The organism is Williamsia sterculiae (assembly GCF_900156495.1).
Lineage (GTDB): Bacteria > Actinomycetota > Actinomycetes > Mycobacteriales > Mycobacteriaceae > Williamsia_B > Williamsia_B sterculiae.
The window spans coordinates 157,677-180,382 of sequence record NZ_FTNT01000002.1 but is presented as its reverse complement, the minus strand read 5'-3'; the positions used below and the strand labels follow the sequence as shown (position 1 = coordinate 180,382).

At 67.7% G+C, this 22,706-nt stretch carries 22 protein-coding genes and 1 tRNA gene; 10 read left to right on the top strand and 13 right to left on the bottom strand.

Annotation, left to right across the window (positions count from 1 at the left end; translation table 11 throughout):
- Positions 1-108 precede the first annotated feature (108 nt).
- The gene (locus BW971_RS03650) at positions 109-495 is read left to right on the top strand and encodes a hypothetical protein (RefSeq protein ID WP_407701189.1); all 387 of its coding nucleotides are present in this window, start codon (positions 109-111) and stop codon (positions 493-495) included.
- A gap of 43 nt (positions 496-538) precedes the next feature.
- Here the strand turns inward: BW971_RS03650 and BW971_RS03645 are convergent, their stop codons facing one another.
- From BW971_RS03645 to BW971_RS03620, 6 genes are all read right to left on the bottom strand, one after another.
- The gene (locus BW971_RS03645; protein ID WP_234974218.1) at positions 539-1,111 is read right to left on the bottom strand and encodes a DUF6328 family protein; all 573 of its coding nucleotides are present in this window, start codon (positions 1,109-1,111) and stop codon (positions 539-541) included.
- A gap of 313 nt (positions 1,112-1,424) precedes the next feature.
- Positions 1,425-1,500: transfer RNA gene (locus BW971_RS03640), tRNA-Ala, on the bottom strand.
- A 55-nt stretch (positions 1,501-1,555) separates the two neighbouring features.
- Positions 1,556-2,770, bottom strand: coding sequence for a divisome protein SepX/GlpR (gene sepX, locus BW971_RS03635; protein WP_076477335.1), 1,215 nt, complete (start codon positions 2,768-2,770; stop codon positions 1,556-1,558).
- A gap of 199 nt (positions 2,771-2,969) precedes the next feature.
- Positions 2,970-3,623, bottom strand: coding sequence for a GNAT family N-acetyltransferase (locus BW971_RS03630; protein ID WP_407701188.1), 654 nt, complete (start codon positions 3,621-3,623; stop codon positions 2,970-2,972).
- Between the two features lie 65 nt (positions 3,624-3,688).
- Positions 3,689-4,960 carry a molybdotransferase-like divisome protein Glp gene (gene glp / locus BW971_RS03625; protein WP_076476681.1) on the bottom strand — a complete coding sequence of 424 codons (1,272 nt, stop codon included), beginning with the start codon at positions 4,958-4,960 and terminating at the stop codon, positions 3,689-3,691.
- A gap of 125 nt (positions 4,961-5,085) precedes the next feature.
- Positions 5,086-6,063 carry a UTP--glucose-1-phosphate uridylyltransferase gene (locus tag BW971_RS03620; RefSeq protein ID WP_234974217.1) on the bottom strand — a complete coding sequence of 326 codons (978 nt, stop codon included), beginning with the start codon at positions 6,061-6,063 and terminating at the stop codon, positions 5,086-5,088.
- A 108-nt stretch (positions 6,064-6,171) separates the two neighbouring features.
- Between BW971_RS03620 and BW971_RS03615 the strand changes: the two genes are divergently transcribed.
- The 4 genes from BW971_RS03615 to mscL all read left to right on the top strand — a co-directional run bounded on the left by BW971_RS03615 (position 6,172) and on the right by mscL (position 9,205).
- Positions 6,172-6,774: a 5-formyltetrahydrofolate cyclo-ligase gene (locus BW971_RS03615; protein ID WP_327200370.1), complete on the top strand. Its 603-nt coding sequence runs from the start codon at positions 6,172-6,174 to the stop codon at positions 6,772-6,774.
- Between the two features lie 149 nt (positions 6,775-6,923).
- The gene (locus BW971_RS03610; RefSeq protein WP_083709248.1) at positions 6,924-7,292 is read left to right on the top strand and encodes an FmdB family zinc ribbon protein; all 369 of its coding nucleotides are present in this window, start codon (positions 6,924-6,926) and stop codon (positions 7,290-7,292) included.
- A 96-nt stretch (positions 7,293-7,388) separates the two neighbouring features.
- Entirely contained in the window at positions 7,389-8,060 is a 672-nt protein-coding gene (locus BW971_RS03605) for an SAF domain-containing protein (protein WP_076476678.1), read from the top strand.
- 194 nt (positions 8,061-8,254) lie between these two features.
- Complete coding sequence (gene mscL / locus BW971_RS03600; protein WP_076476676.1) at positions 8,255-9,205, top strand: large conductance mechanosensitive channel protein MscL; 951 nt, start codon at positions 8,255-8,257, stop codon at positions 9,203-9,205.
- Positions 9,206-9,273: 68 nt separating this feature from the next.
- On the opposite strand, the gene BW971_RS03595 is transcribed toward mscL, so the two are convergent.
- The 3 genes from BW971_RS03595 to BW971_RS03585 form a co-directional block, all read right to left on the bottom strand.
- Positions 9,274-9,864, bottom strand: a complete 591-nt coding sequence (locus BW971_RS03595; protein WP_076476674.1) for a TetR/AcrR family transcriptional regulator — start codon at positions 9,862-9,864, stop codon at positions 9,274-9,276.
- Positions 9,861-11,396 (bottom strand): flavin-containing monooxygenase, encoded by a 1,536-nt coding sequence (locus BW971_RS03590; RefSeq protein WP_076476672.1) that lies wholly within the window; start codon positions 11,394-11,396, stop codon positions 9,861-9,863. Before BW971_RS03590 ends, BW971_RS03595 begins: the two co-directional genes overlap by 4 nt.
- Before the next feature lie 63 nt (positions 11,397-11,459).
- Positions 11,460-12,167, bottom strand: coding sequence for a hypothetical protein (locus BW971_RS03585; RefSeq protein WP_076477331.1), 708 nt, complete (start codon positions 12,165-12,167; stop codon positions 11,460-11,462).
- A 65-nt stretch (positions 12,168-12,232) separates the two neighbouring features.
- Here BW971_RS03585 and BW971_RS03580 point away from each other — a divergent pair, with 65 nt between their 5' ends.
- The 5 genes from BW971_RS03580 (at position 12,233) to BW971_RS03560 (ending at position 18,264) form a co-directional block, all read left to right on the top strand.
- On the top strand, positions 12,233-12,964 hold the full coding sequence (locus tag BW971_RS03580; RefSeq protein ID WP_083709247.1) for a trypsin-like serine peptidase: 732 nt from the start codon (positions 12,233-12,235) through the stop codon (positions 12,962-12,964).
- Positions 12,965-13,014: 50 nt separating this feature from the next.
- Positions 13,015-13,698 (top strand): haloacid dehalogenase type II, encoded by a 684-nt coding sequence (locus BW971_RS03575; protein WP_076477327.1) that lies wholly within the window; start codon positions 13,015-13,017, stop codon positions 13,696-13,698.
- Positions 13,699-13,983: 285 nt separating this feature from the next.
- Positions 13,984-15,090, top strand: a complete 1,107-nt coding sequence (locus BW971_RS03570) for an NAD(P)-dependent alcohol dehydrogenase (protein WP_076476670.1) — start codon at positions 13,984-13,986, stop codon at positions 15,088-15,090.
- 101 nt (positions 15,091-15,191) lie between these two features.
- Complete coding sequence (gene eutJ, locus BW971_RS03565) at positions 15,192-16,052, top strand: ethanolamine utilization protein EutJ (protein ID WP_076476668.1); 861 nt, start codon at positions 15,192-15,194, stop codon at positions 16,050-16,052.
- 31 nt (positions 16,053-16,083) lie between these two features.
- Positions 16,084-18,264: a helix-turn-helix domain-containing protein gene (locus BW971_RS03560; protein ID WP_076476666.1), complete on the top strand. Its 2,181-nt coding sequence runs from the start codon at positions 16,084-16,086 to the stop codon at positions 18,262-18,264.
- Between the two features lie 7 nt (positions 18,265-18,271).
- Here BW971_RS03560 and BW971_RS03555 read toward each other — a convergent pair whose 3' ends face one another.
- The 4 genes from BW971_RS03555 to BW971_RS03540 form a co-directional block, all read right to left on the bottom strand.
- Positions 18,272-19,309, bottom strand: a complete 1,038-nt coding sequence (locus BW971_RS03555; protein WP_076476664.1) for an alcohol dehydrogenase catalytic domain-containing protein — start codon at positions 19,307-19,309, stop codon at positions 18,272-18,274.
- Complete coding sequence (locus BW971_RS03550) at positions 19,306-20,595, bottom strand: malate dehydrogenase (protein ID WP_076476662.1); 1,290 nt, start codon at positions 20,593-20,595, stop codon at positions 19,306-19,308. The genes BW971_RS03555 and BW971_RS03550 overlap by 4 nt, the downstream gene beginning before the upstream one ends.
- Complete coding sequence (locus BW971_RS03545; protein ID WP_076476660.1) at positions 20,592-21,227, bottom strand: hypothetical protein; 636 nt, start codon at positions 21,225-21,227, stop codon at positions 20,592-20,594. Before BW971_RS03545 ends, BW971_RS03550 begins: the two co-directional genes overlap by 4 nt.
- Before the next feature lie 70 nt (positions 21,228-21,297).
- Positions 21,298-22,674 carry an aldehyde dehydrogenase family protein gene (locus BW971_RS03540; RefSeq protein ID WP_076477325.1) on the bottom strand — a complete coding sequence of 459 codons (1,377 nt, stop codon included), beginning with the start codon at positions 22,672-22,674 and terminating at the stop codon, positions 21,298-21,300.
- Positions 22,675-22,706 lie beyond the last annotated feature (32 nt).

Here is a 22,706-nt window from a genome sequence, read left to right as displayed (position 1 = left end):
GCACAGATCCGCGAACGACGCCAGAGCGGTCGTCGTCGGATGCCGGTAACGCCGTCGACGCCGGCACCGGAGGTGTATTCGTGACTCATGACCGATGACCGTGATCGCATGGCCGATTCCACCGTTGCCGCCGTGGGCAAGGTATCCGAAGCTCTGGAGTTCGTGGAGCGCGCACGTGGGCACCTGTACGCGTTTCACCAGTTGATCGGCCACGCCGACCTCACCTTGGGGGACGCTGTCACGGCGTTGCGCGACGCCGGTCACGTGACCACCGCCGACGTACTGGACGGCGAGATGGTCGGACGCAACGTCCTCCGGGGCAGGTGGACTTTCCAGGTGGTGGAGGAATTCGATGACTCTTACTGGACGCCTTTTCGTGAGATCGAATCACGGATCCGCACGGATCTGGTGGGTGGGGCACGTCACCCACACGAAGCTCGGATGAAAGAGAAGCGACGCACACATGGTCGTCCGGGACACGAGAGCGACCCGTGACCAAACGGAGTGATCGGTGTGTCGCGGTTCCGCGCGACGACATTCAGATGTCGGATGTGTTGGTTGGCCGCCCGCGGACACCCAGCGGGACCACGACCCAGAGGACAGCGACGGTGCCCACCGTGATGACCGCGGCGATGACACCGCTCACGCGGTTCACGACGACGTCGAAGATGAGCGCCGCGACGCCCGTGATCGCTACCGACAAGAGCAACAGCCCGACCACCGCCATGCGATGAGCCAACGCCACCGCTTCGCGACGTTGATGGCGCCGGAAGAGGGCGCGGTGCACGCTCACCGGAGTCTGCAGGAAGACGGTCGCCGCGATGGAGGCACAGATGGTTGTCAGGTAGATATCGATGTCGACACTGTCGAGTCGTCCGAATTGTTGTTGAAACGGCAGCGTGAGCAAGAACCCGGTGAGGAACTGCACGCCCGTCTGCACCACGCGCAATTCCTGAATCAGATCGCCCCAGTTGCGATCCAAACGCTCGGTGGGTGTCTCGCGGCGTTCACGTTGGTCGCGACCGTCGAGGTCGACCGCATCACTCTGCTCCGGACCCGCGCTCGATTCGGTCGGGTGGAAGCTGACGCTCTCTCGGTCGCGACGGCTCACTGTCGCCCGCTGATGAGCCGTCGTGAATCACATCGGGCATCACACATGACAAGCTCCAGACGTCGGACAATGCTGAACGCAGCATGACACGGCGCCGACCGTTCATCCGCAAATTGCACGTGACGGCCGCTGCGCTGCGAGGTGCGCCGCGCGGGCCGAAAACTGCTGTCATCCGGGGTACGTAGTCGCGAACGCGGACACCGGTCGTCCGCTATGCGTACTGCCACCACGAGTTTCGTTGTCTCAGCGACATGGCCACAGCCGAGACGCATGGAGAGTCTCTCCGCATCAGCAAGAATGGCCGCTGACCTTCTGGTGGAGCTAGGGAGAATCGAACTCCCGACCTACTCGATGCGAACGAGTCGCGCTACCAACTGCGCCATAGCCCCAGATCGAACTTCTGCGACTCTACACCGGGCGTCCCGGGGCAGAAAATCGCACTCTCTACTGCCCTACCGCCCGGCGAAGGTCCAGGTCATCGCGCTCGACCCACTCACGACGGTAGGTCGGGAGGTGGTCGAAGACCGGATCCTCGTCGTCGATCTCCAGCACCACGGCGCCAGGTCGACGCAACCGCCGTGGCACCATCTCCGGTTCGGTCCGCTGCGCACGTTCCTGAGCCGCGCGGCGCTCCCTGGCCAGTCGTGTCATCCGCCGCCTACGGATCCGCGTCTCGATCCGCACGGTGCGACGGAGGTACATCAGGTAGCCGACCAATGCCACGCCTGCGACACCGGTGACGATCCACCCGATGGTCCCGAGAAGCAGGCCGAGCACCACGGCGAGCACGGTCACAGCCGCGAGCAGCGCCATCACCCGTCGACGACGCTGGTACCGCTTCTGGCTACGCCGGAGATCGGCGTCCGGGTCGTAACCACCACGCCCGCGACGACCGACGTCCGCATTGCCCGGCTCGTCGTCGAAGTCGTCGTCGTACGCATCGTCGTCGTACTCATCGTCGAGGTCGTCGTATTCGTCCTCGGGGTCGTCGACGTCGTACGCATCGTCGTCGAGGTCGTCGTCGGCGGCGTCCGTCGCGTCGTCGTCGCTGTCGACGCCGGTCGCCACCGGCACCGACTTCTCGACCGACAGCTGGGACTCCGCATCACGCAGCAGGTCCGCCGGATCGACGTCCGGATCCACCTTGGGCATCTCGGTCGTGTCGTCGGTGCTGAACGCCCGCGCGGCAACCGTGGTGCCGATCGCGACGGTCTCCACGGCCGGGCCGGTTGTCCCGGTCGTGGACTCCTCGACGCCAGCCCCGTCCGCCACCTCCACGGCCGTGTTCTCCGACGAGGCGTCATCCCCCGACGAGGTCTGCTCGGTGTCCTCAACGGCTTCGTCGGACTCATGAAGGTCGTCGGCGACGTCGGTCGCGACCGGTGCCTTCGCATCCTTGTGATCGTCGTCGGCGTTGATCAGATCAGCGGCCTTGCGTCGCTCGCGTACCGGCGGCTCCCAGTCGGCATCGTGTGGGTGTCGTCCGGACGCCATCCCGCCGCGCGCCGAGCGCATCGCCCGACCACCCTTGTGCAACACCCGGGTCGCGAGGGTGGTGTCGGTGGTCTTACGGACCTCCGGACGCCGCTTGATCACCATGGGGACCAGGACGAACAACCAGATCACCACCAGGATGACCCACAACACCGAATTGGGCATGGCTGGCAACACTCCTCCCGGTCACATCCGTCACACGTGCCGTGACCAGGCTATGGCGCGACGGGCCCGGGCCTGCGCAGACGCGCCGAGCGCTGTGCACATCGGGACACGAAGCGGGGAGGGGTTTCGGCCCGCCGACGTCGACAACGGCCCACTCGACGGGAACGACGGCACGCTCGGCGGGGTGATACGCCGGCAGTCAGTACGACGCGCGACCGGACCGCACCAACGTTTCCACCGCGCTCCCGACCACCTCTTCGGCGGTCAGCGCGAACAGCAGGTGATCGCGCCAGGCGTGGTTGACATCCATGTACCGGCGCAGCAGGCCCTCTTCCCGGAACCCGAGTTTGGTCAGCACCGCCTTGGACGGCAGGTTGCTGGGTTGCACGGTGGCCTCCAGCCGGTGCAGGCCCACCGACCCGAAGCAGTGGTCCACCCCCAGGGCGACCGCCGCCGTCGCGACGCCCCTGTTGAACAGGTCCTCGTCGAGCCAGTATCCGATCCACCCGTTGCGCAACGCGCCGCGTTGGATGTTCCCCACCGTCAACTGACCCGCGTAGTCACCGTTCACCTCGATGACCATCGGCAGCATCGACCCCGACTTGGCCTCGGACCTCAGCACCGCATGCAGGGCGGGCCACGACGACGAGTGATGCCGTTCCGCCCAGTAGTCGCTGCCGGTCGGTTCCCACGGCATCAACGTGTTCTGGTTCTTGATGCGCAGCGAACTCCACACCCGGGCGTCGCGGAGACGCACCGGCCGCAGGGTGACCGTTCCCGCCGAGGTCCGCAACGGGCCCAGTTTCGCCGGCCACCCCGGATGCCGCGACGATCCGGACGCCCACATTCGCACCTCAGATACTCAACACCGGCGACACCAGGAACACCAGCACGGGTGCCGTCCGATCACTTGGATGCTCACCCACGCTGCGCCAGGAACGCCACGTCGACCTCGTCGCCGGTGCGCAGATCCACATCCTCCGGATCCACCATGACCAGGCAATTCGCCTCGGCCAACCCGGCCAGCAGATGCGACGTGCCGGTCTCGGAACTACCCAGCACCTGAACCAGGTACTCGCCGGTCTGCTCGTCACGCATCAACTGTCCGCGGAGGTAACCGCGACGACCCTCCACCGACGCGATCGGACCCACCGTGCGGGCGCGGATGATGCGGCGCATCGGCTGCCGCTTGCCCAGCGCGATACGGATCAACGGCCGAACCATCACCTCGAAGGCCACCAGCGCGCTCACCGGATTGGCGGGCAGCAGGAACGTCGGGACCTCGTCGCGGCCCAGCTTCCCGAACCCCTGTACCGATCCGGGGTGCATGGCGATGCGCTCGATGGTCAGCTCACCCAGATCCGTCAACGCCTCCCCCATGGCCTCGGATGCCGCTCCGCCCAGCGCACCGCAGATCACCACTATCTCGGAGCGGATGAGCTGCCCCTCGACCACCTCACGCAGCGCCGACGGCTCGCGGTCGACGATGCCGACGCGGTTGACGTCGGCACCGGCGTCGCGGGCGGCCGCCGCGAGCGCATAACTGTTCACGTCGTACACCTGCCCCGGGCCGGGGTTGCGGTCGATGTCGACGAGTTCGGATCCGACCGTGATCACCGACAACCGGGGGCGCGGATGCACCAGCACCCGCGTACGGCCGACCGCGGCCAGCAAACCCACCTGAGCGGCACCGATGACCGTTCCGGCGCGCACCGCGACGTCACCGGGCTGCACGTCGTCGCCCGCGCGGCGCACGTACTCACCGGTGTCGACGCCGTGTCCCACGCGGACCTTCGACAGTCCACCGTCGGTCCAGCGCAGCGGGACCACCGCGTCGGCGAGGGTGGGCAACGGCGCACCGGTCTCCACCCGCACCGCCTGACGCGGCTGCAAACGGGTGGGTGTCCGCGAACCGGATCGGACCTCCCCGACCACCGGCAGCACCACCACGATGCGTTCGTCGGCGTCACCCTCCTCGGGGTCGTCGACGATCTCACCGGCGTCGATCACGTCGACGCTGCGGACGGCGTACCCATCGATGGCCGCCTGGTCGAATCCGGGCAGTGGTCGCTCGGCGATCACCTCCTCGGCACACAGCAGGCCCTGGGCCTCCGAGATGGCGACCCGAACCGGTCGTGGCGCCACCGCGGCCGCGGTCACCCGCGTCAACTGCTCCTCGACCGACCGCATCAAGCCTCCTCGCCGTATCCCCGGACCACGGTCCCGGGTCCTGCGACGACGTTATCGTTTGCCGAGCCCGCCACGGCGGCACCACGCGGCCGACCGCGGCGAATACCGCGGTAGGAGCGCGGCCCCTACTGTTTCAACCGATCCTGCAGCCATGCGCGCAGCTCCGGCCCGTAGTCCTTCCGATCGAGCGCGAAGTCGACGCACGCCTTGAGGTATCCGCCCGGGTTACCGAGGTCGTGCCGACTGCCGCGGTGGACCACCACATGGACGGGATGACCCTCCGCGATCAACAACGCGATCGCGTCGGTGAGCTGTAGTTCTCCACCGGCGCCCGGTTCGATGCGGCGCAGCGCGTCGAAGATCGCACGGTCGAGGATGTACCGGCCCGCGGCGGCCAGATTCGACGGCGCATCCTCGGCGTCCGGTTTCTCGACCATGCCCTTGAGCCGCATGACGTTGGGGTTCACGGCGTCCGGCAGCGGTTCGACGTCGAAGACGCCGTAGGCGGAGATCTTGTCGCCGGGCACCTCGATGGCGCACAGCACCGTGCCACCCCGCTTGGCGCGGGTGCGGGCCATCACCTCGAGCACCCCGCCCGGCAACACCAGGTCGTCGGGCAGCAGTACCGCGATGGCGTCTTCGTCGTCGGCGAGCTCGGACTCCACACAGCCCACCGCATGACCGAGACCCAGCGGTTTGTCCTGGACCACCGACTCCACCTGCATGAGGTTCGGCGCCTTGCGGACCTTCGCCAACATCGCGTCCTTGCCCCGCTTCTCCAGCGTGTTCTCCAGCACGAGGTCGTCGACGAAGTGGGCGACGACACCGTCTTTGCCGGGCGAGGTGATGATCAACAATCGCTCGGCGCCGGCCGCCTTCGCCTCCTCGGCAACCAGCTCGATCCCCGGGGTGTCGACCACGGGCAACAACTCTTTGGGCACCGTCTTGGTCGCGGGCAGGAACCGGGTACCGAGGCCGGCGGCGGGGACGATCGCGGTCCGCGGGATGGGCGGGGTGTTGGGCACGAACTCGTACTCGGCGCCGGGGAACGAAGCAGCGCCGGAGGTCGGTCCGGCCTCGGTACTGGGGACAGCCTGATTCATGAGGATCAGCCTAGGGCGACGAACCGACAATCCGCTGGCCGAATGCTGTGACCACCCCGACACTTCCGATCGACCTGATCGATCGCGGGAGAGCCAGGATGAACGACGATGGAGCGCATGGGACACGGCAAGGCGCAGTGGCGTGAACGGCTGACGACACGCCGGATCGCCAGGACCGGCGACGAGCAGGCATCCGCGGCGGTCCGCCTGACCGCACTGATCGGCGAGATCGAGTCGGGACCCCTCGGGCGGCCGCTGCGCACGGCGACCATCGCGGCCTACCTACCCCAGCCACCCGAACCCGGCGACACCGGCATGCTCGACGCGCTGGTCGCCACGGGCGCAACGGTGATCGTCCCGAAGGTCGCACCCGGGCCGCCCGCACCGCTGGACTGGGCGCGATATGAGGACGCCGGGCAGCTCGTCGTCGCCCGTTTCGGACTACGGGAGCCTGCAGGAGCTGCGGTGGGAATCGACGCCGTGGGCGGAGCCGACGTGGTTCTGGTGCCGGCCCTCGGAGTGGACCGCCGCGGGGTACGGCTCGGCCGCGGAGCCGGGTACTACGACCGCACCCTCGGCGCGGCTGCCGACGCCGCACTGGTGGCGGTGGTCTACGACGACGAACTGTTCGACGAGTTGCCCGAGGATCCGCTGGACGTCCGGGTCGGCTGGGTTCTGCGACCCGGAACAGGCTTCACCCCGCTGACCTGACATTGCCAGTGAGACGGAACCCGGGCATATTCGAGGCTTCTGCGTGGTTGAGCAGAACATCATCTGGCACTCGAATACACGGAGTGCCAGGCCGGCGCTACGATCTTCTCGCATCCCCGGTCGTCAGACCCGTGTCTTCGGAGGTATCCGTGCCCACCTACTCGTACGCCTGCACGCAGTGCGACAACAAGTTCGACATCGTGCAGTCGTTCAGCGACGACTCGCTGACCGAATGCCCCGCATGCTCGGGCCGGCTGCGCAAGCTGTTCAACACCGTCGGCATCGTGTTCAAGGGCAGCGGTTTCTACCGCACCGACAGTCGCACCGGAGCCGACAAGGGATCCGACAGTTCGTCGTCGAGCAGCGAGAAGTCCGACTCGTCCGCACCGTCGAAGTCGACGAGCGCGGGCGGCGCCAGCACCTCGTCGTCGGGTGACTCCACGTCGAGCGGTTCGACGTCGAGCGGGTCCGGTTCGTCCGGGTCCGGTTCGAATTCGAAGGCCGCAGCTGCGTCCTGACCTGCATCGACGACATCTCTGCACAGATCGCATCGGTGTCCACAGACACCTGCGGGCCGGTCATGACGAGCGCGGGAGCCTTCTAGCGTCTGTGGCATGCCCGCCGACCGCCGTCTCGTCCCCACCCTCACCGATCGCCTGCGCGAGCTGGCCAGACCCGGATGGGCGCGCACACTGCTGGTCCGTCGACTCATCGCCGGTGCGTTCGTGGTGGCGGCCCTGGTGTCGGCCCTCGCCGCACACCGCGCCGACCGCACGGACACCGTGCTGGTCGCCGCGCACGACCTGACCCCCGGTGCACCGCTGACCGCCGCCGACGTGGCAACGCGCGAACTCCCCACCGGTACCGCACCCGACGGTGCGCTGCGCCGCCGAGCCGACACCGAGACGCGCACGGTCACCGCGGCCATTCGGGGCGGCGAGGTCCTGACCGACGTCCGACTGCTGTCCCCGCGTCTTCCCACGGCACTGTTGCGGCGACCGGACGCACGGTTGGTGCCCGTACACATCGGTGACGCCGGAGTCCCCGCTCTGCTCCGCGAAGGTGACCTGGTGGATGTGCTGGCCGCGCAGCACGACAGTGACGATTCGGCACCACCGTCGGTGCTGGTCCGGGGCGCGGTGGTCGCTGTGGTGTCCACCCGCGCGGCCGCCTCGTTGCGCACCTCACCCGACCCCGGCGTCGTCCTTCTCGCGATGCCCGAAACCGACGCCCACCGCGTGGCAGCGGCCAACCTCACCGAGGCGGTCACCGTGGTCCTGCACTGACACCGGCCCACCGACGGGTCCTGCACCCGCTCGATCAGCGGATGCGCCGGGGACCATTCCCCTGTTGAATACGACACACCCGAACACCCGAAGTGGTGGTCAAACCTGCCGGTTACCCAGGTGGTCTGGCTACGATCAGCACACTCGGTGTACCGGAACGCCGTTTATCCCCGACCGGAGAGGACACCCGAGCAGTGCTCAAGGGTTTCAAGGAATTCCTTCTTCGTGGGAACGTGATCGACTTGGCGACCGCGGTCGTCGTCGGCGCCGCGTTCACCGCGATCGTCAAAGCATTCACCGACAACATCATCCAACCGTTGGTCAATTCGGTCGGTTCGAGCAACGCCGCCGCGGGACTGGGCTTCGCGATCCGCAAGTCTCCCAACTTCATCATCAACGGCAAGAACAGCACGTTCGTGGACTTCGGCAGCATCATCACGGCGCTGATCAACTTCCTCATCGTCGCCGCGGTCGTGTACTTCATCATCGTTCTGCCTTTCGAGAAGTTGAAGAAGCTGCGTGCCCAGAGCGGTGACGACGCCGAGGGCCTCACCGAGGCCGAACTCCTCGAGGAGATCCGCGACCTGTTGGCGGGTAAGGACCCCAAGGCAGGCAAGCCCGACCAGCCCGATCTCGATCGCAAGCCGGACTACACCGGTGGTGACACCCCGGGAACCCGCAACCTCGCTGCGGCGGGCGTCGCGGGCGGTACCGGATCGGGTGCGGCGTCGACGGCCGGCTCGTCCGCGGGTTCGACCGCACCACCGACGACGTTCTCCGACCAACCCGGTTCGGGTTCGTCATCCGCAGTGAACCGGCCCGCCGGTTCGACCACGGATCCGCGTGGTTTCCCGCCCGCGCAGGGTGGCGGTTATGGCGGACCTGCCCCGCAGTCGTCGGGTCAGGGTGCGCCGCCGCAGCAGGGCCGACCGGCAGGTCCGCCTCCCGGGTACCCGCCCTACCAGGGGGGTCAGCAGCCCGGTTCGCCCAACCCGTCGGGCCAGGGCGGTTTCCCGCAGGGACCCGGTTACGAGGGTTACCCGCCGGGATCAGCGCCCGAGGGTTACCCCCCGACCCCGCCGCCGGGATCGGGGTACCGCCAGCCCCCGCCGCCGCAGGGTGAGCACGGCCGTCACAGTCAGTGACCTGATCGGGGCACGAATCCGGGCGTGGTGATCACCACGCCCGGATTCGTCTCCCCTACCGGGCGGTGTCAGTCGTCTGCCATCGGCGTCGACGAACCGGATCCGGACAGCCCGACCATCGATTCCCAGGCCGGGAGCAACCGTGCCCGGATGGCTCGCTCACCCGCCTCGTCGCGGAAGATGCGGGACACAGCAAGACCGCGAGCGATCTCCACGCTCAACTCCATCTGCTCCGCCGTCAGCTGTTCCCCGAACAACTCGTGGCAGCCCGCACGCACCTTGTCGGCGACAGTCTGTTCCAGCGGAACCATCGCCGCCCGCAACACCGAGTCGGTCCGAGCCGCCACCCACACTTCGAGGGTGGCATCGAACAGTGGCCCGGAGAATGCTTCGAGCAGTACGTCCAGGCCCGACAGCTCCGGGGCGGACGCCACCAGCTCGGCCAATCGGCGGTCCACCAGTCTGCTCACCGCGGCAATCACCAACGACTCCCGCGTCGGGAAGTGGTGCAGTTGCGCACCGCGCGACACACCGGATCGCCGGGTCACCTCCTGTGTGGTGGTTCGCGCATACCCCGCCTGCACCAACACGTCGATGGTGGCGTCGAGGATGCGAGCGCGCGTCTCGCTGCCGCGCCCGAGCTGCGCGCGACCGGTCATCCCGTCCGCTCCAACCGATCGTGGGCTGGTCGGTCGACATCGGGCGCCGAGTCGAAGTCGTATGCCGCCGGGTTGAATTCGCCCATCATCTGCTTGTACCGCCAGGTGAAGGTCGGCCACATCACGGAGTTGCGGCCCGCGGAGTCGATGTACCAACTCGAACACCCGCCGATGTTCCAGACCGTGCCACGCAATCGGGTGTCCACCTCGTCGCGATACCGCTTCTCTGCCGCGATGCGGACGTCGGCTTCGCCATACCCGTGGCAATGGAGATGGTCGAGCATCCGGCTGAGATATCCGGCCTGCGCCTCCAGCATCAACACGATCGAGCTGTGACCGAGATTGGTGTTGGGTCCGTACATCAGGAACATGTTGGGGAAGCCACTGACACTGACCCCGCGGTAGGCGCTCGGCGACCCGTCCCAACGTGCGGCCAGAGTCCGGCCGTCGCGCCCGACGACCAGTCGTGCGACCGGTGGCTCCGTCGGGGTGAAACCGGTGCCGAAGATGACGGTGTCCACCTCGTGTTCTGTTCCGTCGTCGTCCACCGCGCCGGATTCGGTGAGCTCGCGCAGACCACCGACCAGCTCGACGTTCGGCCGCTGCAGGGCCGGGAACCACGCGTTGCTGAGCAGCATCCGCTTACAGCCGATGGTGAAGGTCGGGGTCAACCGACGGCGGAGCCCGGGGTCGCGTACCTGACGGCGCAGGTGCAGCCGTCCCATCGCCGCGGCGATCGGCAGCAATCCCGGTCGCAGCGCCATCAGCACCACGTACACCTCGCGGTAGGCGTAGATCAGGGCGCGCATCAGTTTGTGGGCGAACGGGATTCGACGATACAGGCGCCGTTCCGACGCCGAGATGACCCGGTCAACCCGGGGAATGACCCACGCGGGGGTCCGCTGGAACACCGTCAGATGTGCGACTCGGTCGACGATCTCCGGGACGAACTGGATCGCGGACGCGCCGGTACCGATCGCGGCGACCCGCCTGCCGGTGAGGTCGCGATCATGATCCCAGCTCGCACTGTGGAAAACGTGACCACGGAACCGATCAAGGCCAGGGACGTCGGGCAGTTCCGGTGTCGACAGCGTTCCGGTGGCCAGCACCAGGAACCGACACTCGACGGATCCGTGGTCGGTCCGCACCACCCAGACCGAGCGGCCGGGGTCCCAGCGTGCACCGGTCAGCGCGCAGTCGTAAGTGGTCGGTCCGCCGATCGCGCCGGCGACGCCCTCGAGGTAGTCGCGGATCTCGGGCTGACGACCGTAGGAATGCGACCACCCCGGGTTGTCGGCGAACGAGAGCGAGTACAAGGCAGTCGGCACATCGCAGGCACAGCCGGGGTAGGTGTTGTCCCGCCACACCCCGCCGGCCGTGGGTCCGCGGTCGATCACGTGCAGGCTGAGTCCGGGGTGTTCGCGGCGCAGCCGGTGGACTGCGGCCAGTCCACCGAAGCCTGCGCCGACGACCAGGATGTCGACGGCCTCGGGCAGTGCGGTGGTGCCACCGACCCGATTCTCATCCTCCATGTAGTGACCATAGTCTCCGTCACGCGCCTCCTCGGGCCCGTTCGGGAAGGCTGGCCCCAGCGCCTATTTGAGGATGTTGATGGCCCGGGCGAGCACCATGGCCACGGTGATCAGCGCGACCGCCGACTGCAGGGCCATCGCCGCCTTGGCCCAGCGGGTCATCGGCATGGTGTCGGTGGGGCTGAACGCGGTGGCGTTGGTGTAGGCGACGTACAGGTAGTCGATCAACCGGGGTTCCCACTCGGGCGGTGACAACTCCGGGGGCGACGTCATCTGCGGGAACAGCAGGTCCGGGTACTGCGCGACACCGCAGGCGCGGTCGACGGGTCCACCGCGGTCGAGCTCCCAGTACCAGAGTCCGAAGATGATGACGTTGGTCAGGTAGACGGTGGCGCCCGACAGCAGCAGTTCGCCGGCGCCTGCCCGCGACGAACTGGTGACGATGTCGATGACGATCCGGACTGCCGAGTACGCATTGGCCAGGCTGGCCAGCGCGATGAGGGCGAGTCCGCACAGTCGCAGCGGCGCGGAGGTGCTCTCCATCCGCCGCGGATTGGCCGCCACGAGCACCACCAACAGGGCCAGTTCGATGATCGGCAACAGGTACCGCGACGAGAGGTTGAGATGGTCGGGCAGGGAGATCTGCAGTCCGATGACCACCAACACCGCGAGCGCCGCAGGCCACCGCTGCTCTGCCACGGTGTGCCGCCGCCACGCGGGCACCGCGGCGTCGTCGGTGGGCCCTACCGCGCGGTCGGTCTCGTCGGCCATCACAACAGTGTGCCCTGCACTCCGCCGGTCGCTCGGCGTCCAGGTTTCGCTTCTACAGTCAGGGCGTGCGTCAGGTCCTGATGTTCCTCGCGGTGGTGGTCGGTGCTTCACTCGTGGGCGGCAGCGCCTCGACCCCGCAGCCGAGTGTGTTGGCCGACCGACGGGTGGGACCACTGTTCATCGGGACGTCCGACGAGCACGACTGCACGGCGACGGTGATCCACAGCCGGACCGGAGACCTGCTTCTCACGGCCGCGCACTGCGTGACCGGCGCCGCCGACGACATCCGCTTCGCTCCCGGCTATCACGACCGGATCAAGCCCTACGGGATCTGGCGGGTGACCGCCGTGTACCTGGCCTCATCGTGGGTGCGTGGGCTGAACGTCGACGACGACTTCGCGGTGATGCGCGTGGCACCAGACCCGGGATCGCCGCAGCACCCTCTCGAGACCGTGACGGGTCGCGGATTCACCGTGGGTTCCACCACACCGGGTTCCCGAGTCCGCGTGGTGGGGTACGGCGGGGTGGCCGACGACCCGGTGGGATGCCGTGGACGGACGCGTACCGTCCGCGGCGTCCCGACGATCAGCTGTCGTGGACTCGTCGACGGCACCAGCGGGTCACCGTGGATCGCCGGACGCAGCGCGATCGGCATCGTCGGTGGATATCACCAGGGTGGTTGCATCACCGACGTGTCGCATTCACCCGTGTTCGGGAGCGATCTACACGAGGTGATCGCCCGTGCCGAAGCCCACGGACCGAGCGACGTCGCGCCGGAGCCACAGTCGGACTGCTGACCGCTCTAGAGTCGGCGGTGCACCTCGTCCGCAACCGTGAGGCCACCACCATGATCAAGGTTCTCGCCTTCGACACCTTCGGCACCGTCACCGACTGGCACACCGGTGTCGGCGACGCGATGGCGGGCATCTTTCCCGAGGTCGATGCGCACGCACTGACCCGCGATTGGCGACGCGCCTACAGCCCGGCCCTGCGCGACGTGGAGGCGGGCCGGCGGCCGTGGGCCCTGCTCGACGACCTGCATCGGGAATCGCTGACCGTGTTGCTCCACGATCGTGGTGTCACCCCCACCGACGGACAACTGGATGCGGCGGTTCACGCCTGGCATGTGATCCCCGGATGGCCCGATGTCTCGGCGGCCCTGCGACGGCTGCGGAGCCGCTACATCGTCGGCACATTGAGCAACGGCAACGTCGCGCTGCTGGTCGAGATGGCGAAACACAGTGACCTCGCTTGGGATTTCATCGGTGGCGCCGACATCTGGGGTCACTACAAGCCCGCGGCCGACACCTATCTGGGGATCACACGGATTCTCGACGTCGCGCCGGACGAGGTGCTGATGGTCGCGACCCACTCCTGGGACCTCGACGCGGCCCGCTCGTACGGACTGCAGACCGCCTACGTCGAACGCCCGCACGAATGGGGTCCGGAGCGCAAAGAAGAGGCGCGCGACCCGGCGAACCTGTTCCACGTCACTGATCTGGGTGAGTTGGCCGACCTGTTGGGCTGTTGAGGCCGCCATCGGCCTCCCGAAGGCACCCGCGGCGTCGAGCGGCTATCCCTGGTCGACCACGACCCCGGCGTGGTGCTATCCGGATCGGATAGCAGTGCGGTGATCGGTGTGTCGGCGGGGTTCTCGATGACTAGCGTCGCCACGTGCGGAGAGACACACAGCTCGAGATCATCGGAACACGACGATGTGACGTGGTTTCGGCGTCCCGTCCGGCGGGACCGGATCTCCGAACGGCGCAGACCTCTCCGCGCCGCGCAACAGACGACGTACCGAGGGACATCCACGATGAAGACCACCGCCGCAATTCTCAACCACGCGAACACCGAGTTGGAGGTCACCGACGTCGATGTCGACGACCTTCGACCCCACGAGGTACTGGTGCGCATGGTCGGAGTCGGTATCTGCCACACGGATCTGGGGGTGATCGCCGCACCGGCACCTGGTCAGACACCGATCGTGCTCGGACACGAGGGATCCGGTGTCGTCGAACGGATCGGCGCGGGGGTGACGCTGCTGTCGGTGGGTGACCCGGTGGTTCTCTCCTACGCGCATTGCGGTGAGTGCGACCACTGCACAGCCGATCTCCCGCAGCACTGTCGCGCGTTCGTGCCGTTGAATCTGGTCGGTGCGCGGACCGACGGTTCCACGCCGCTGCATCGCGACGGTACCCCGGTCCTCGGCGCGTGGTTCGGGCAGTCGTCGTGGGCGCAGCACGCGGTCGTCGCCGAGAACAACGCCATCAGGGTGGATGACGACATCCCGCTGGACATCCTCGGCCCGCTCGGTTGCGGCATCCAGACCGGTGCCGGGGCCGTGCTGAACACCCTCGACCCGGAGCCCGGTTCGACGATCGCGATTTTCGCGATGGGATCGGTGGGGCTGTCGGCACTGTTGGCCGCGATCGTCGCGGGCTGCGACACGATCATCGCGGTCGACGTGTCGGATGCGCGGCTCGACACCGCAAGCGATCTGGGTGCCACGCACGCCATCAACTCGGCGACCACCGATCCCGTAGCCCGTATCCAGGAGATCACCGGCGGGTTGGGTGTGAACTACTCGGTGGACTGCATCGGGTTCTCCGACGTCGTCCGTGCCGCCCTCGAATGCCTACAGACCCCAGGTGTCTGCGCGACCGTCGGATTCCAGGGTATGCCCAACGATGTCACGGTCGACCAGGGACACCTCCTGTTTGGCCGGACTCTCGTGGGTGTCGTCGAAGGTGACGCGATCCCGGGCGCCTTCGTGCCGCGAATGATCGAACTCCATCGCGAGGGGCGGTTTCCGTTCGACCGGCTGATCACCACCTTCGACTTCGCCGACATCAACACCGCGCTCGACGCCGTCCACCGCGGCGATGTCACCAAGGCCGTCCTGACCTTCCCCACACCCTGAGCACTGTGTGCCGGTCGTTGTCCTTCTGAGACAGCCACCCCGGTCCCGACTATCCACCGATGACAACCTGCCATCACCCGAGCGGGCGTATCGTCCTCGACGTGAGTCACCCGCCGACCGTCACCGAGGACATGACCATGACAGCGCACGCGCCGCATCGCGGTGTTCATGAGGTGCTGGAGCTGGCCGGTTCGGTGTTCGGTCACCCTCGCTCTCCCGACGGTGCCGACCTGCGCACCGGTGTCGATCTGGGCACCGCGACCTGCGTTGTCACCGTGGTCGATGCGACCGGACTACCCGTGTGGATCGACGCCATCCGGACCGCCGCGGTCCGCGACGGGGTGGTCGTCGACTTCGCCGCGGCATCCGCGGCAGCGACGACGCTGAGACAGCGGGCCGAGGATGTTCTGGGTGTCGAGTTGTCCACCGCGGCAACCGCATACCCTCCGTGCGTCGGAGAAGCAGAGAGCCGCGCCTGCCGATTCGTTCTGGAGTCCGCCGGATTCGATGAGGTGACTCTGCTGGACGAGGTGAGCGCGGCAAACCATGCCCTGCAGGTGATCGACGGGGTGGTCGTCGACGTGGGCGGCGGGTCGACCGGGGTCGGCATCTTCCGTGGCGGTGATCTGACCGAACTCGATGATCGTCCCGGGGGCGGACACCACCTCGATCTGATCCTGTCCGGTGCACTCGGCGTGGACATCGCGGAGGCCGAACAACGCAAACGAGAAGAGCCTGACGACGCCTTCGCGGCGATCCTCCACCCCGGATTCGAACGAATAGCCCACAACATCGCCGATCTCACCCGGGGCGCGGACGACCTCGAGGTCCATCTCGCGGGTGGTGCGCTGATGTACCCCGGTGCCGCACAGATCATCTCCGCCTACCTCCACAGGCCGGTCCACACCTACCCCCACGCGCAGCTGATCACACCGCTCGGCATCGCGCAGTCCTCGACATGACGGCTCGAACGACCATCGACGATCGCGGACGATGATGCCCGACAACGACATCCGGTCACGGCTCGAGCGCCTGCTCGCGACCGTCCCCGAGGACCCGCACCAGGCCGAGTCGGCGGCGACCGGTGTGTTCGGAGACGACGGGACGGTGATCGTCCGACGCGACGATCTCACCTGGACCCCGGTTCGCAGGTATTCGGGATACGAACCGGACCAGTCGGCCCTGACCGCACTGGAGTGCGGTAGCGGGATCCTGGTCAGACGTGGTGTCTGCGCGGGTGATTACGCGATCGTCCTGCCTACTGATCCCCCGCCGTCGTCGCCGTCGACCGTTCACCGCGGTCCGGTGGACCTCGCACTGCTGACCCGCATGTGCGTCTGGCTCGGGTTGATCCGGGCTCTGCACGCCGCTCGGGTCGAGGTGGAGGACTACCGGGTCGAATCGCGGGTGGTCGGCGATCTGGCCAAGCAGGTGTTGAGCGTGAGCGATCTCGACCAGGTGTTGTTGACCATCACCACCGAGACCCTCCGGATGAGTGAGTCCGACATCTGCGGCGTGTTCCTCCGCGAGGGGGACGAACTGCGGATGAAATCGTGTGTGGGTCACCGATTGGTGGAGACCTCCCGTTTACGCATGGTACGTGGCCAGGGTGTCGCCGGCATGGTGTTCCAGAACCGCTCGGCGGCGCGGATCGACAGTTACCTCCAGGATCTGCGGATCAGCAACGACTTCATGTCCTTGGCCGAACAGGAGGAGACACGGTCGGCGCTGGCGGTCCCGTTGTTGCTGGGCGACGATCTCGTGGGCGTTCTGGAGGTGTGGCGTCGCCGGTACTCCAGCTTCACCGAACGCGACGTGCGGCGTCTGGAGTCCTTGGCCGACCTCGCCACGATCGCGATCGACAACGCACGCCTCTACGACTCACAACGGTCGGCGTTGCACGATCTCGAGGCCACCCAGGCCACCCTGCGGGCACAGGTCGCCTTACTCGACGAGACCGCGCGACTGCAGAAGTCGCTGATCGACATCGTGCTGGAGAACGGAGCGGTGTTCGCGCGCGTGACCCGGACCCTGGCCGAACAATCGGGATGCACCGTCGCGATCGTGACCGCCGACGGTGCCGTCGACGCGGTGTATCCGCGGGACGCCGCACACGTCGACATCGAGGCCGCTTATGCCGCACAGCGCGAGTCGTTGAGTCGCGACACCGGGATGGTCCACACGCCCGGTGGCGAACCCGTCTGGATCCACCCCATCGAGCTCGGCGACGACCAGTTCGGTGCGGTCTGCGCCCTCGGTGCGGGCATCACCTCCGGACGCACCCAGGTCGCCTGTGCGCAGGCCGCTCTGGCGTGCGCCCTGTTCCATCTGCAGCAGCGGGCGGCCAGCCTCGCCCGCGCCGAGGCCCTTGATCAGGTGTTGTGGGATCTCATGGACGGGTCACCCGAACAACGATCCGGTGCGCGCGGCCGCGCGCAACAGATGGGGGTCTGGTTGCGGGGCTGGCACCGGGTGCTCTACGGATCGCTGGAGAATCTCGAGAGTGTCGCACAGCATGAGGAGTGGAGCCTGTCGACCTCCGATCGGACCCGCCGGTCGATACTGGAATCCGTGCGTGCGATCACCACCCCCGTGCAACCGACCCTGGCCAGCGTCAGGGGGAACTGGCTGGTCGCACTGATCCCCGTCAGGGACCGCGACCGATCGCGAGACTTCCTGCGCAACCTCAATGTTCGACTGGGCGCGGAATACCCGGAGATCTCGATGGCCTGGGGGCTGTCCACCGCCCGCGAGCATCCCGGTGAGTACCCGGAGGCGTTCTCCGAGGCGCGTACCGCACTTGCTGCCGCACGCCGACTCGGATCGGTGTCGTTGTACGACGACCTCGGCATCGTGCGCCTGTTGCTCGGCCACGAGGACGCGGACTTCCAGTCGTTCGTCCGCGAGATCACCGGACCACTCCAACATTACGACGAGGCCAGCGACGGGTCGTTGATGAAGACGCTCCGCGCCTACTTCGATGCGAACTGCTCGCAGAAGGATGCCGCGGACATCCTCTACATCCACCACAAGACGCTTGCCTACCGACTCGACCGCATCCGCAAGTTGACCGGGCTGGACCTCTCTCAGCATTCCGACCGGATGCGCGCCGATCTGGCCCTGCGGTTGTTGGAGGTGTCCGAACAGGCGGACCGATCGGGCGGTGGTCGATGATGTGCCGTCAATCGAACACCACGACCGTCTTCACGCTGCGCCGGGCCGCCATGGCGCTGTAACCCTCCGGCGCCTCCTCGATCCCGACCCGGTTGTCTATCACGACCGTGGGGTCGATGACTCCGGCCGCCAGCAGCGACACGATCTCGTCGCGATCGCGGATCGCGTTGCCGATGGCGAACGAGAGCGTCACCTCGTCGGCGAAGGCGCGGGCGACGGGAAGCGACCACGCGGGATCCGAGTGCACACCCACCGAGACCACGGTCCCGCGGCGACGGACCAGTGACATCGCGGTCTCCAGACCGCGACTGCCTCCCACCGCCTCAATCACCACGTCCGCCCCGCGACCATCCGTCAGCTCCGCGAGCACCTCGACGGCGGTCTCCGGGGTTGCGGTGACCGCTCCGCAGTCCGCGGCCAGCTCCCGACGCTCCGACACCGGCTCGACGACGACCACCGGACCCGCTGAACACGCCTGCGCCGCTTGGCTGGTCATCTGTCCGACCGGGCCACCACCGACCACCGCGACCGTCGCGCCGGGGCGGAAGTGCGCGCGTCGCACGGCGCCGTATCCGGTGGCGAGGATGTCTCCGAGGAAGAGCGCCGACTCCCAGTCGAGCTCCTCCGGCAGCCGCTGCAATGCGACATCGGCGAACGGGACCCGGACGTACTCGGCCTGCGCGCCGTCGAGGCGGGCGCCGAATGTGGTACCGCTGCCGAAGAACGCCCGCTGCTCGCACTCCCACTGATTGCCGCCGCGGCACCACCAGCACGAACCGCACGCGGTGAAATCCGTGCCCGCGATCCGATCACCTCTGTGCACGTCACGTACCGCGGACCCGACATCCACCACCACCCCGACGAACTCGTGTCCCATGACGTTCCCGGGGAGCAGTCCGTGCCCGTCGGCGACGAGGTGCAGGTCTGTTCCGCAGATCCCCGCCCGCGCCACCTCGACCACCGCGTCCGTCGGGTCGACCACGGCGGCGTCGGTCACCGCGGTGACCGACACCGCACCGGGATCGGAGTACACGACCGCCCTCACCGTGCACCGACCGCCTCGAGCGCCCCCACCCGCTCGGCGATGCGCTCGGCGGCGGTACGCAGATCTCGGAGCTCGACATCGGTCAGTGGCAATTCGACGATCTCGGCGAGCCCACCTCGACCGAGCCGCACCGGCAGACCGACGTAACCGGAACGAATCCCGTACTCGCCGCGGGGAGCAACCGTGGCGGCGAGCACCTCGCCTGTCTCTCGGATCATCGCCGAGACCATCCGCGCCGCCGACAACCCTGGGGCGAAGAACGCACTACCCGACTCCAACAGACCCACCACCTCGGCACCGGAGTTGCGGGTCCGGTCGACCAAACCGTCCACCTCCGATGCCGGCAACGACTCGGTGATCGGCCCACCGTCGACGGTCACCTGCGACAGCGGCAACACCATCTCGTCGCCGTGGCTCCCGAGCGCGAACGCGGAGACCTGCCGGGGTGACGTGTCGGCCGCAAGCGCGGTGAGTGCACGGAAACGGGACGAGTCCAGCACCCCGGCCATCCCGATGACCCGTTCGGTCGGCAATCCCGACACCTGCCAGGCGTGTTGGGTCATCTCGTCGAGCGGGTTGGTCACCACCAACAACACCGCGTCCGGTGACACGGCCACCGCGTCGGCGGTCAGGGCACCCACGATCGCGGCGTTGGTGTCGACGAGGTCGGAGCGACTCATACCCGGTGTGCGCGCCCGTCCGGCGGTGATCACCACGTATTCCGAACGACCGGCCTCGGCCACGGTCGTCACCCCGCGCACTCTGGTGGAGAACCCCAGGAGCGGGGATGCGTGGGAGATGTCCAGGGCGATCCCCGCGGCACGTTGGCCGGCGATGTCCACCAACACCACCTCGTCGATGAGGTCCGACTCGGCCAGTCGCATGGCCGCGATCATGCCGACGTTGCCCGCGCCGACGACGGTCACCCGTCCGACGCGCTGCGCGGGACCTCGGACGACTCCGTTTCGCCGCGGCAGCCCGACCCGCACGCCGTCCGGGAGCGGGGCGCCGCGGCGGTACAGTGCCGGTGACGGTGGGCTCAACGGCGGGGGCGCCGAGAGTTCCTGTGACAACGGTTTCCGGACGGCCACGGTGGGCGCCGATCTCGGTGTGCTGACCTCCGCGGGCGCCGGGCCGGTGTCGGCGCCGTCCACGACGATGACGACACCGATGTCGCGAGCCCGTTCCCGAGCCAACGGCGTGACCAGGTCGCGGGCACCGACCACCAACCGTGAGCCGCCGCCTGCGACCACCGCGTCGACCTCGTCGGCACCGTGCACTTTCATCGTCTGACCTCGTCCACACCGTCGAGTTGCTCGAGCGCCGCCACTGCGGCATCGCGCGCCGTGGCGACCTCGCTCTCGCCTCCCGAGAGGAAGAGCCGTCCGAAGCGACCGACCGCACGGATCTCGATCACGCTGATGTCGGCGGCCTTCTCCGCCTCGTTCGCCGCCAAGGCCACGTAGGCGGCCGGCGCGACCTCGAGCACGAAGAGGCTGTCACCGGGCATGAGAAGTGAACCCTTGCGCCATTTGTTGAGCAGTTGGGCCTGGTATCCGTGGACGTTGGTGATGAACTGGGTCGACGCGATCTTCGGTTTGATGCGGTCGGACTCGGCCATGCCCAGTTCGGCGAGGAGCGCGTCTCCTGCGGCGAGGACCTCGGCCTGCTGCTCGGAATGCAACTCCAGCAAGCCGAATTCCCGCTCGATGATCTGCAGCGCCGGACGCACGCCTGCCGCTTTCAATGCGATGTCCGCCGCTTTGAAGACCTCGTTGCCCGGTGCCATCTCGACGAACAGTTCCGCCATCCCCGCCAGCGGCGGGTCGCCGGGACTCGTGGCGGCAACGTGCGCCGCGCACTGGGGCTGCATACGGTCGATGAACGCATAGGTACGCAACGTCGCCTGGTGGCTCATGAGCAGATCCTTCGGGTGGGTCGCCGGTCGTCGGGCTGGGACATGGCGCGAATCCAACTCCTCGACCGGCTCATTCATAGACTCCGCGCCACGGTCGGGCGAGATGTGCCACCCGCTTGATGTTCACCAGGTGCAGCGGGGTGACGTTGTCGGAGCAGATCGACCCACTCCACGTCCCGGTACCGAGTTGGAACGACGGGTCGACGTTGCACGAGTAACCCATGCCACCGAACAACGCCGGGCTGTTGACGATGATGCGACCGGCAGGCAGGGTGCTGAACGAGGCTATGACCGACGGGTCGGTGGCGTGCACGGCGACCGTGTGCCCCTCGCCGCCGAGCGCCAGGATCTCGCGCGCACGCCGTCTACCGGCCTGGGCGTCGGGTTCCCGGTAGATGGTGAGCACCGGACCGAGGATCTCCCGGGACAGCAGGATCTCGGGACCCACCGCATCCAGCTCGGCACCCAACACCGTGGTGTTCGGCGGAACGGTGAATCCGCCCAGTCGGGCCAGCTCGATCGCCGACTGCCCCACCGCGTTGGGACGCAGTCCTCCCCGCTCGTCGAACAGGGTCGCCGCGAGCGCGGACTGCTGTTGGGGGGTCAGCCACGCGGTGCCTGCCTGCGACATGGCGGCGACCAGCCGATCCGCGACCGGTGCGTCGATGACCACCGACTGTTCTGCCACACAGGCGGTTCCGTTGTCGAATGACTTGGAGGCGACCAGCATCGCGGCGACCTCGGTGATGTCGGCCGCGGAACGATCCACGTAGGCGGGCACGTTGCCCGCGCCCACCGCGATGGTCGGCTTGCCGCTGGAGTAGGCCGCAGCCACCATCGCGGGCCCACCGGTCGCGAGTACCAGCCGCACATCACGATGCGACATGAGTTCCCGGGTCGCGGCCAGTGTCGGATCATGCAGGCACGACACCAGATGTTCCGGCGCGCCGGCACGCACCGCTGCCTCGGCCATGATCTCCGCAGCACGGATAGAACACCGCGCGGCCCTCGGATGAGGGGCATGTACCACGGCGTTGCCCGCCTTGACCGCCGCCAGACTCTTGAACAACACCGTCGCCGTGGGGTTGGTCACCGGGATGATCGCAGCGATCAGGCCCATCGGCGCGCCGATGGCCGTCACCTTGTTGACCTCGTCCGCCCAGAGCACACCCACCGCACGCCGCTCGAGCATCCAGTCGGCCACGAATCCGGTGTTGAATCGGTTCTTGATGATCTTGTCTTCGAACACCCCGTACCCGGTCTCGTCGGCCGCGAGCCGGGCGAGTTCCTCGGCGGCGGCGTAACCGGCCGCGGCCATCGCACGAACTATGTTGTCCAAGAACGCCTGGTCGGCGCCGTCGATCGCGTCGAAGGCAGCCTTGGACGCCGCCACCTGCGCGCGGACATCAGCCAACGCCGCGAGATCAGCATCGAGGACTGCTGTCATCTCCATCTGCCTTTCTGGTCGCGGTCCTCATC

Bases quoted from the DNA above. Each gene is read 5' to 3' on its own strand.
- BW971_RS03605 (WP_076476678.1), top strand. From the start codon at position 7,389: ATGCCCGCCGACCGCCGTCTCGTCCCCACCCTCACCGATCGCCTGCGC.
- BW971_RS03615 (WP_327200370.1), top strand. From the start codon at position 6,172: ATGGAGCGCATGGGACACGGCAAGGCGCAGTGGCGTGAACGGCTGACG.
- BW971_RS03570 (WP_076476670.1), top strand. From the start codon at position 13,984: ATGAAGACCACCGCCGCAATTCTCAACCACGCGAACACCGAGTTGGAG.
- BW971_RS03590 (WP_076476672.1), bottom strand. From the start codon at position 11,396: ATGGAGGATGAGAATCGGGTCGGTGGCACCACCGCACTGCCCGAGGCC.
- BW971_RS03550 (WP_076476662.1), bottom strand. From the start codon at position 20,595: ATGAAAGTGCACGGTGCCGACGAGGTCGACGCGGTGGTCGCAGGCGGC.
- BW971_RS03650 (WP_407701189.1), top strand. From the start codon at position 109: ATGGCCGATTCCACCGTTGCCGCCGTGGGCAAGGTATCCGAAGCTCTG.
- BW971_RS03575 (WP_076477327.1), top strand. From the start codon at position 13,015: ATGATCAAGGTTCTCGCCTTCGACACCTTCGGCACCGTCACCGACTGG.
- sepX (WP_076477335.1), bottom strand. From the start codon at position 2,770: ATGCCCAATTCGGTGTTGTGGGTCATCCTGGTGGTGATCTGGTTGTTC.
- BW971_RS03620 (WP_234974217.1), bottom strand. From the start codon at position 6,063: ATGAATCAGGCTGTCCCCAGTACCGAGGCCGGACCGACCTCCGGCGCT.
- BW971_RS03560 (WP_076476666.1), top strand. From the start codon at position 16,084: ATGATGCCCGACAACGACATCCGGTCACGGCTCGAGCGCCTGCTCGCG.
- BW971_RS03595 (WP_076476674.1), bottom strand. From the start codon at position 9,864: ATGACCGGTCGCGCGCAGCTCGGGCGCGGCAGCGAGACGCGCGCTCGC.
- BW971_RS03545 (WP_076476660.1), bottom strand. From the start codon at position 21,227: ATGAGCCACCAGGCGACGTTGCGTACCTATGCGTTCATCGACCGTATG.
- glp (WP_076476681.1), bottom strand. From the start codon at position 4,960: ATGCGGTCGGTCGAGGAGCAGTTGACGCGGGTGACCGCGGCCGCGGTG.
- BW971_RS03540 (WP_076477325.1), bottom strand. From the start codon at position 22,674: ATGACAGCAGTCCTCGATGCTGATCTCGCGGCGTTGGCTGATGTCCGC.
- BW971_RS03585 (WP_076477331.1), bottom strand. From the start codon at position 12,167: ATGGCCGACGAGACCGACCGCGCGGTAGGGCCCACCGACGACGCCGCG.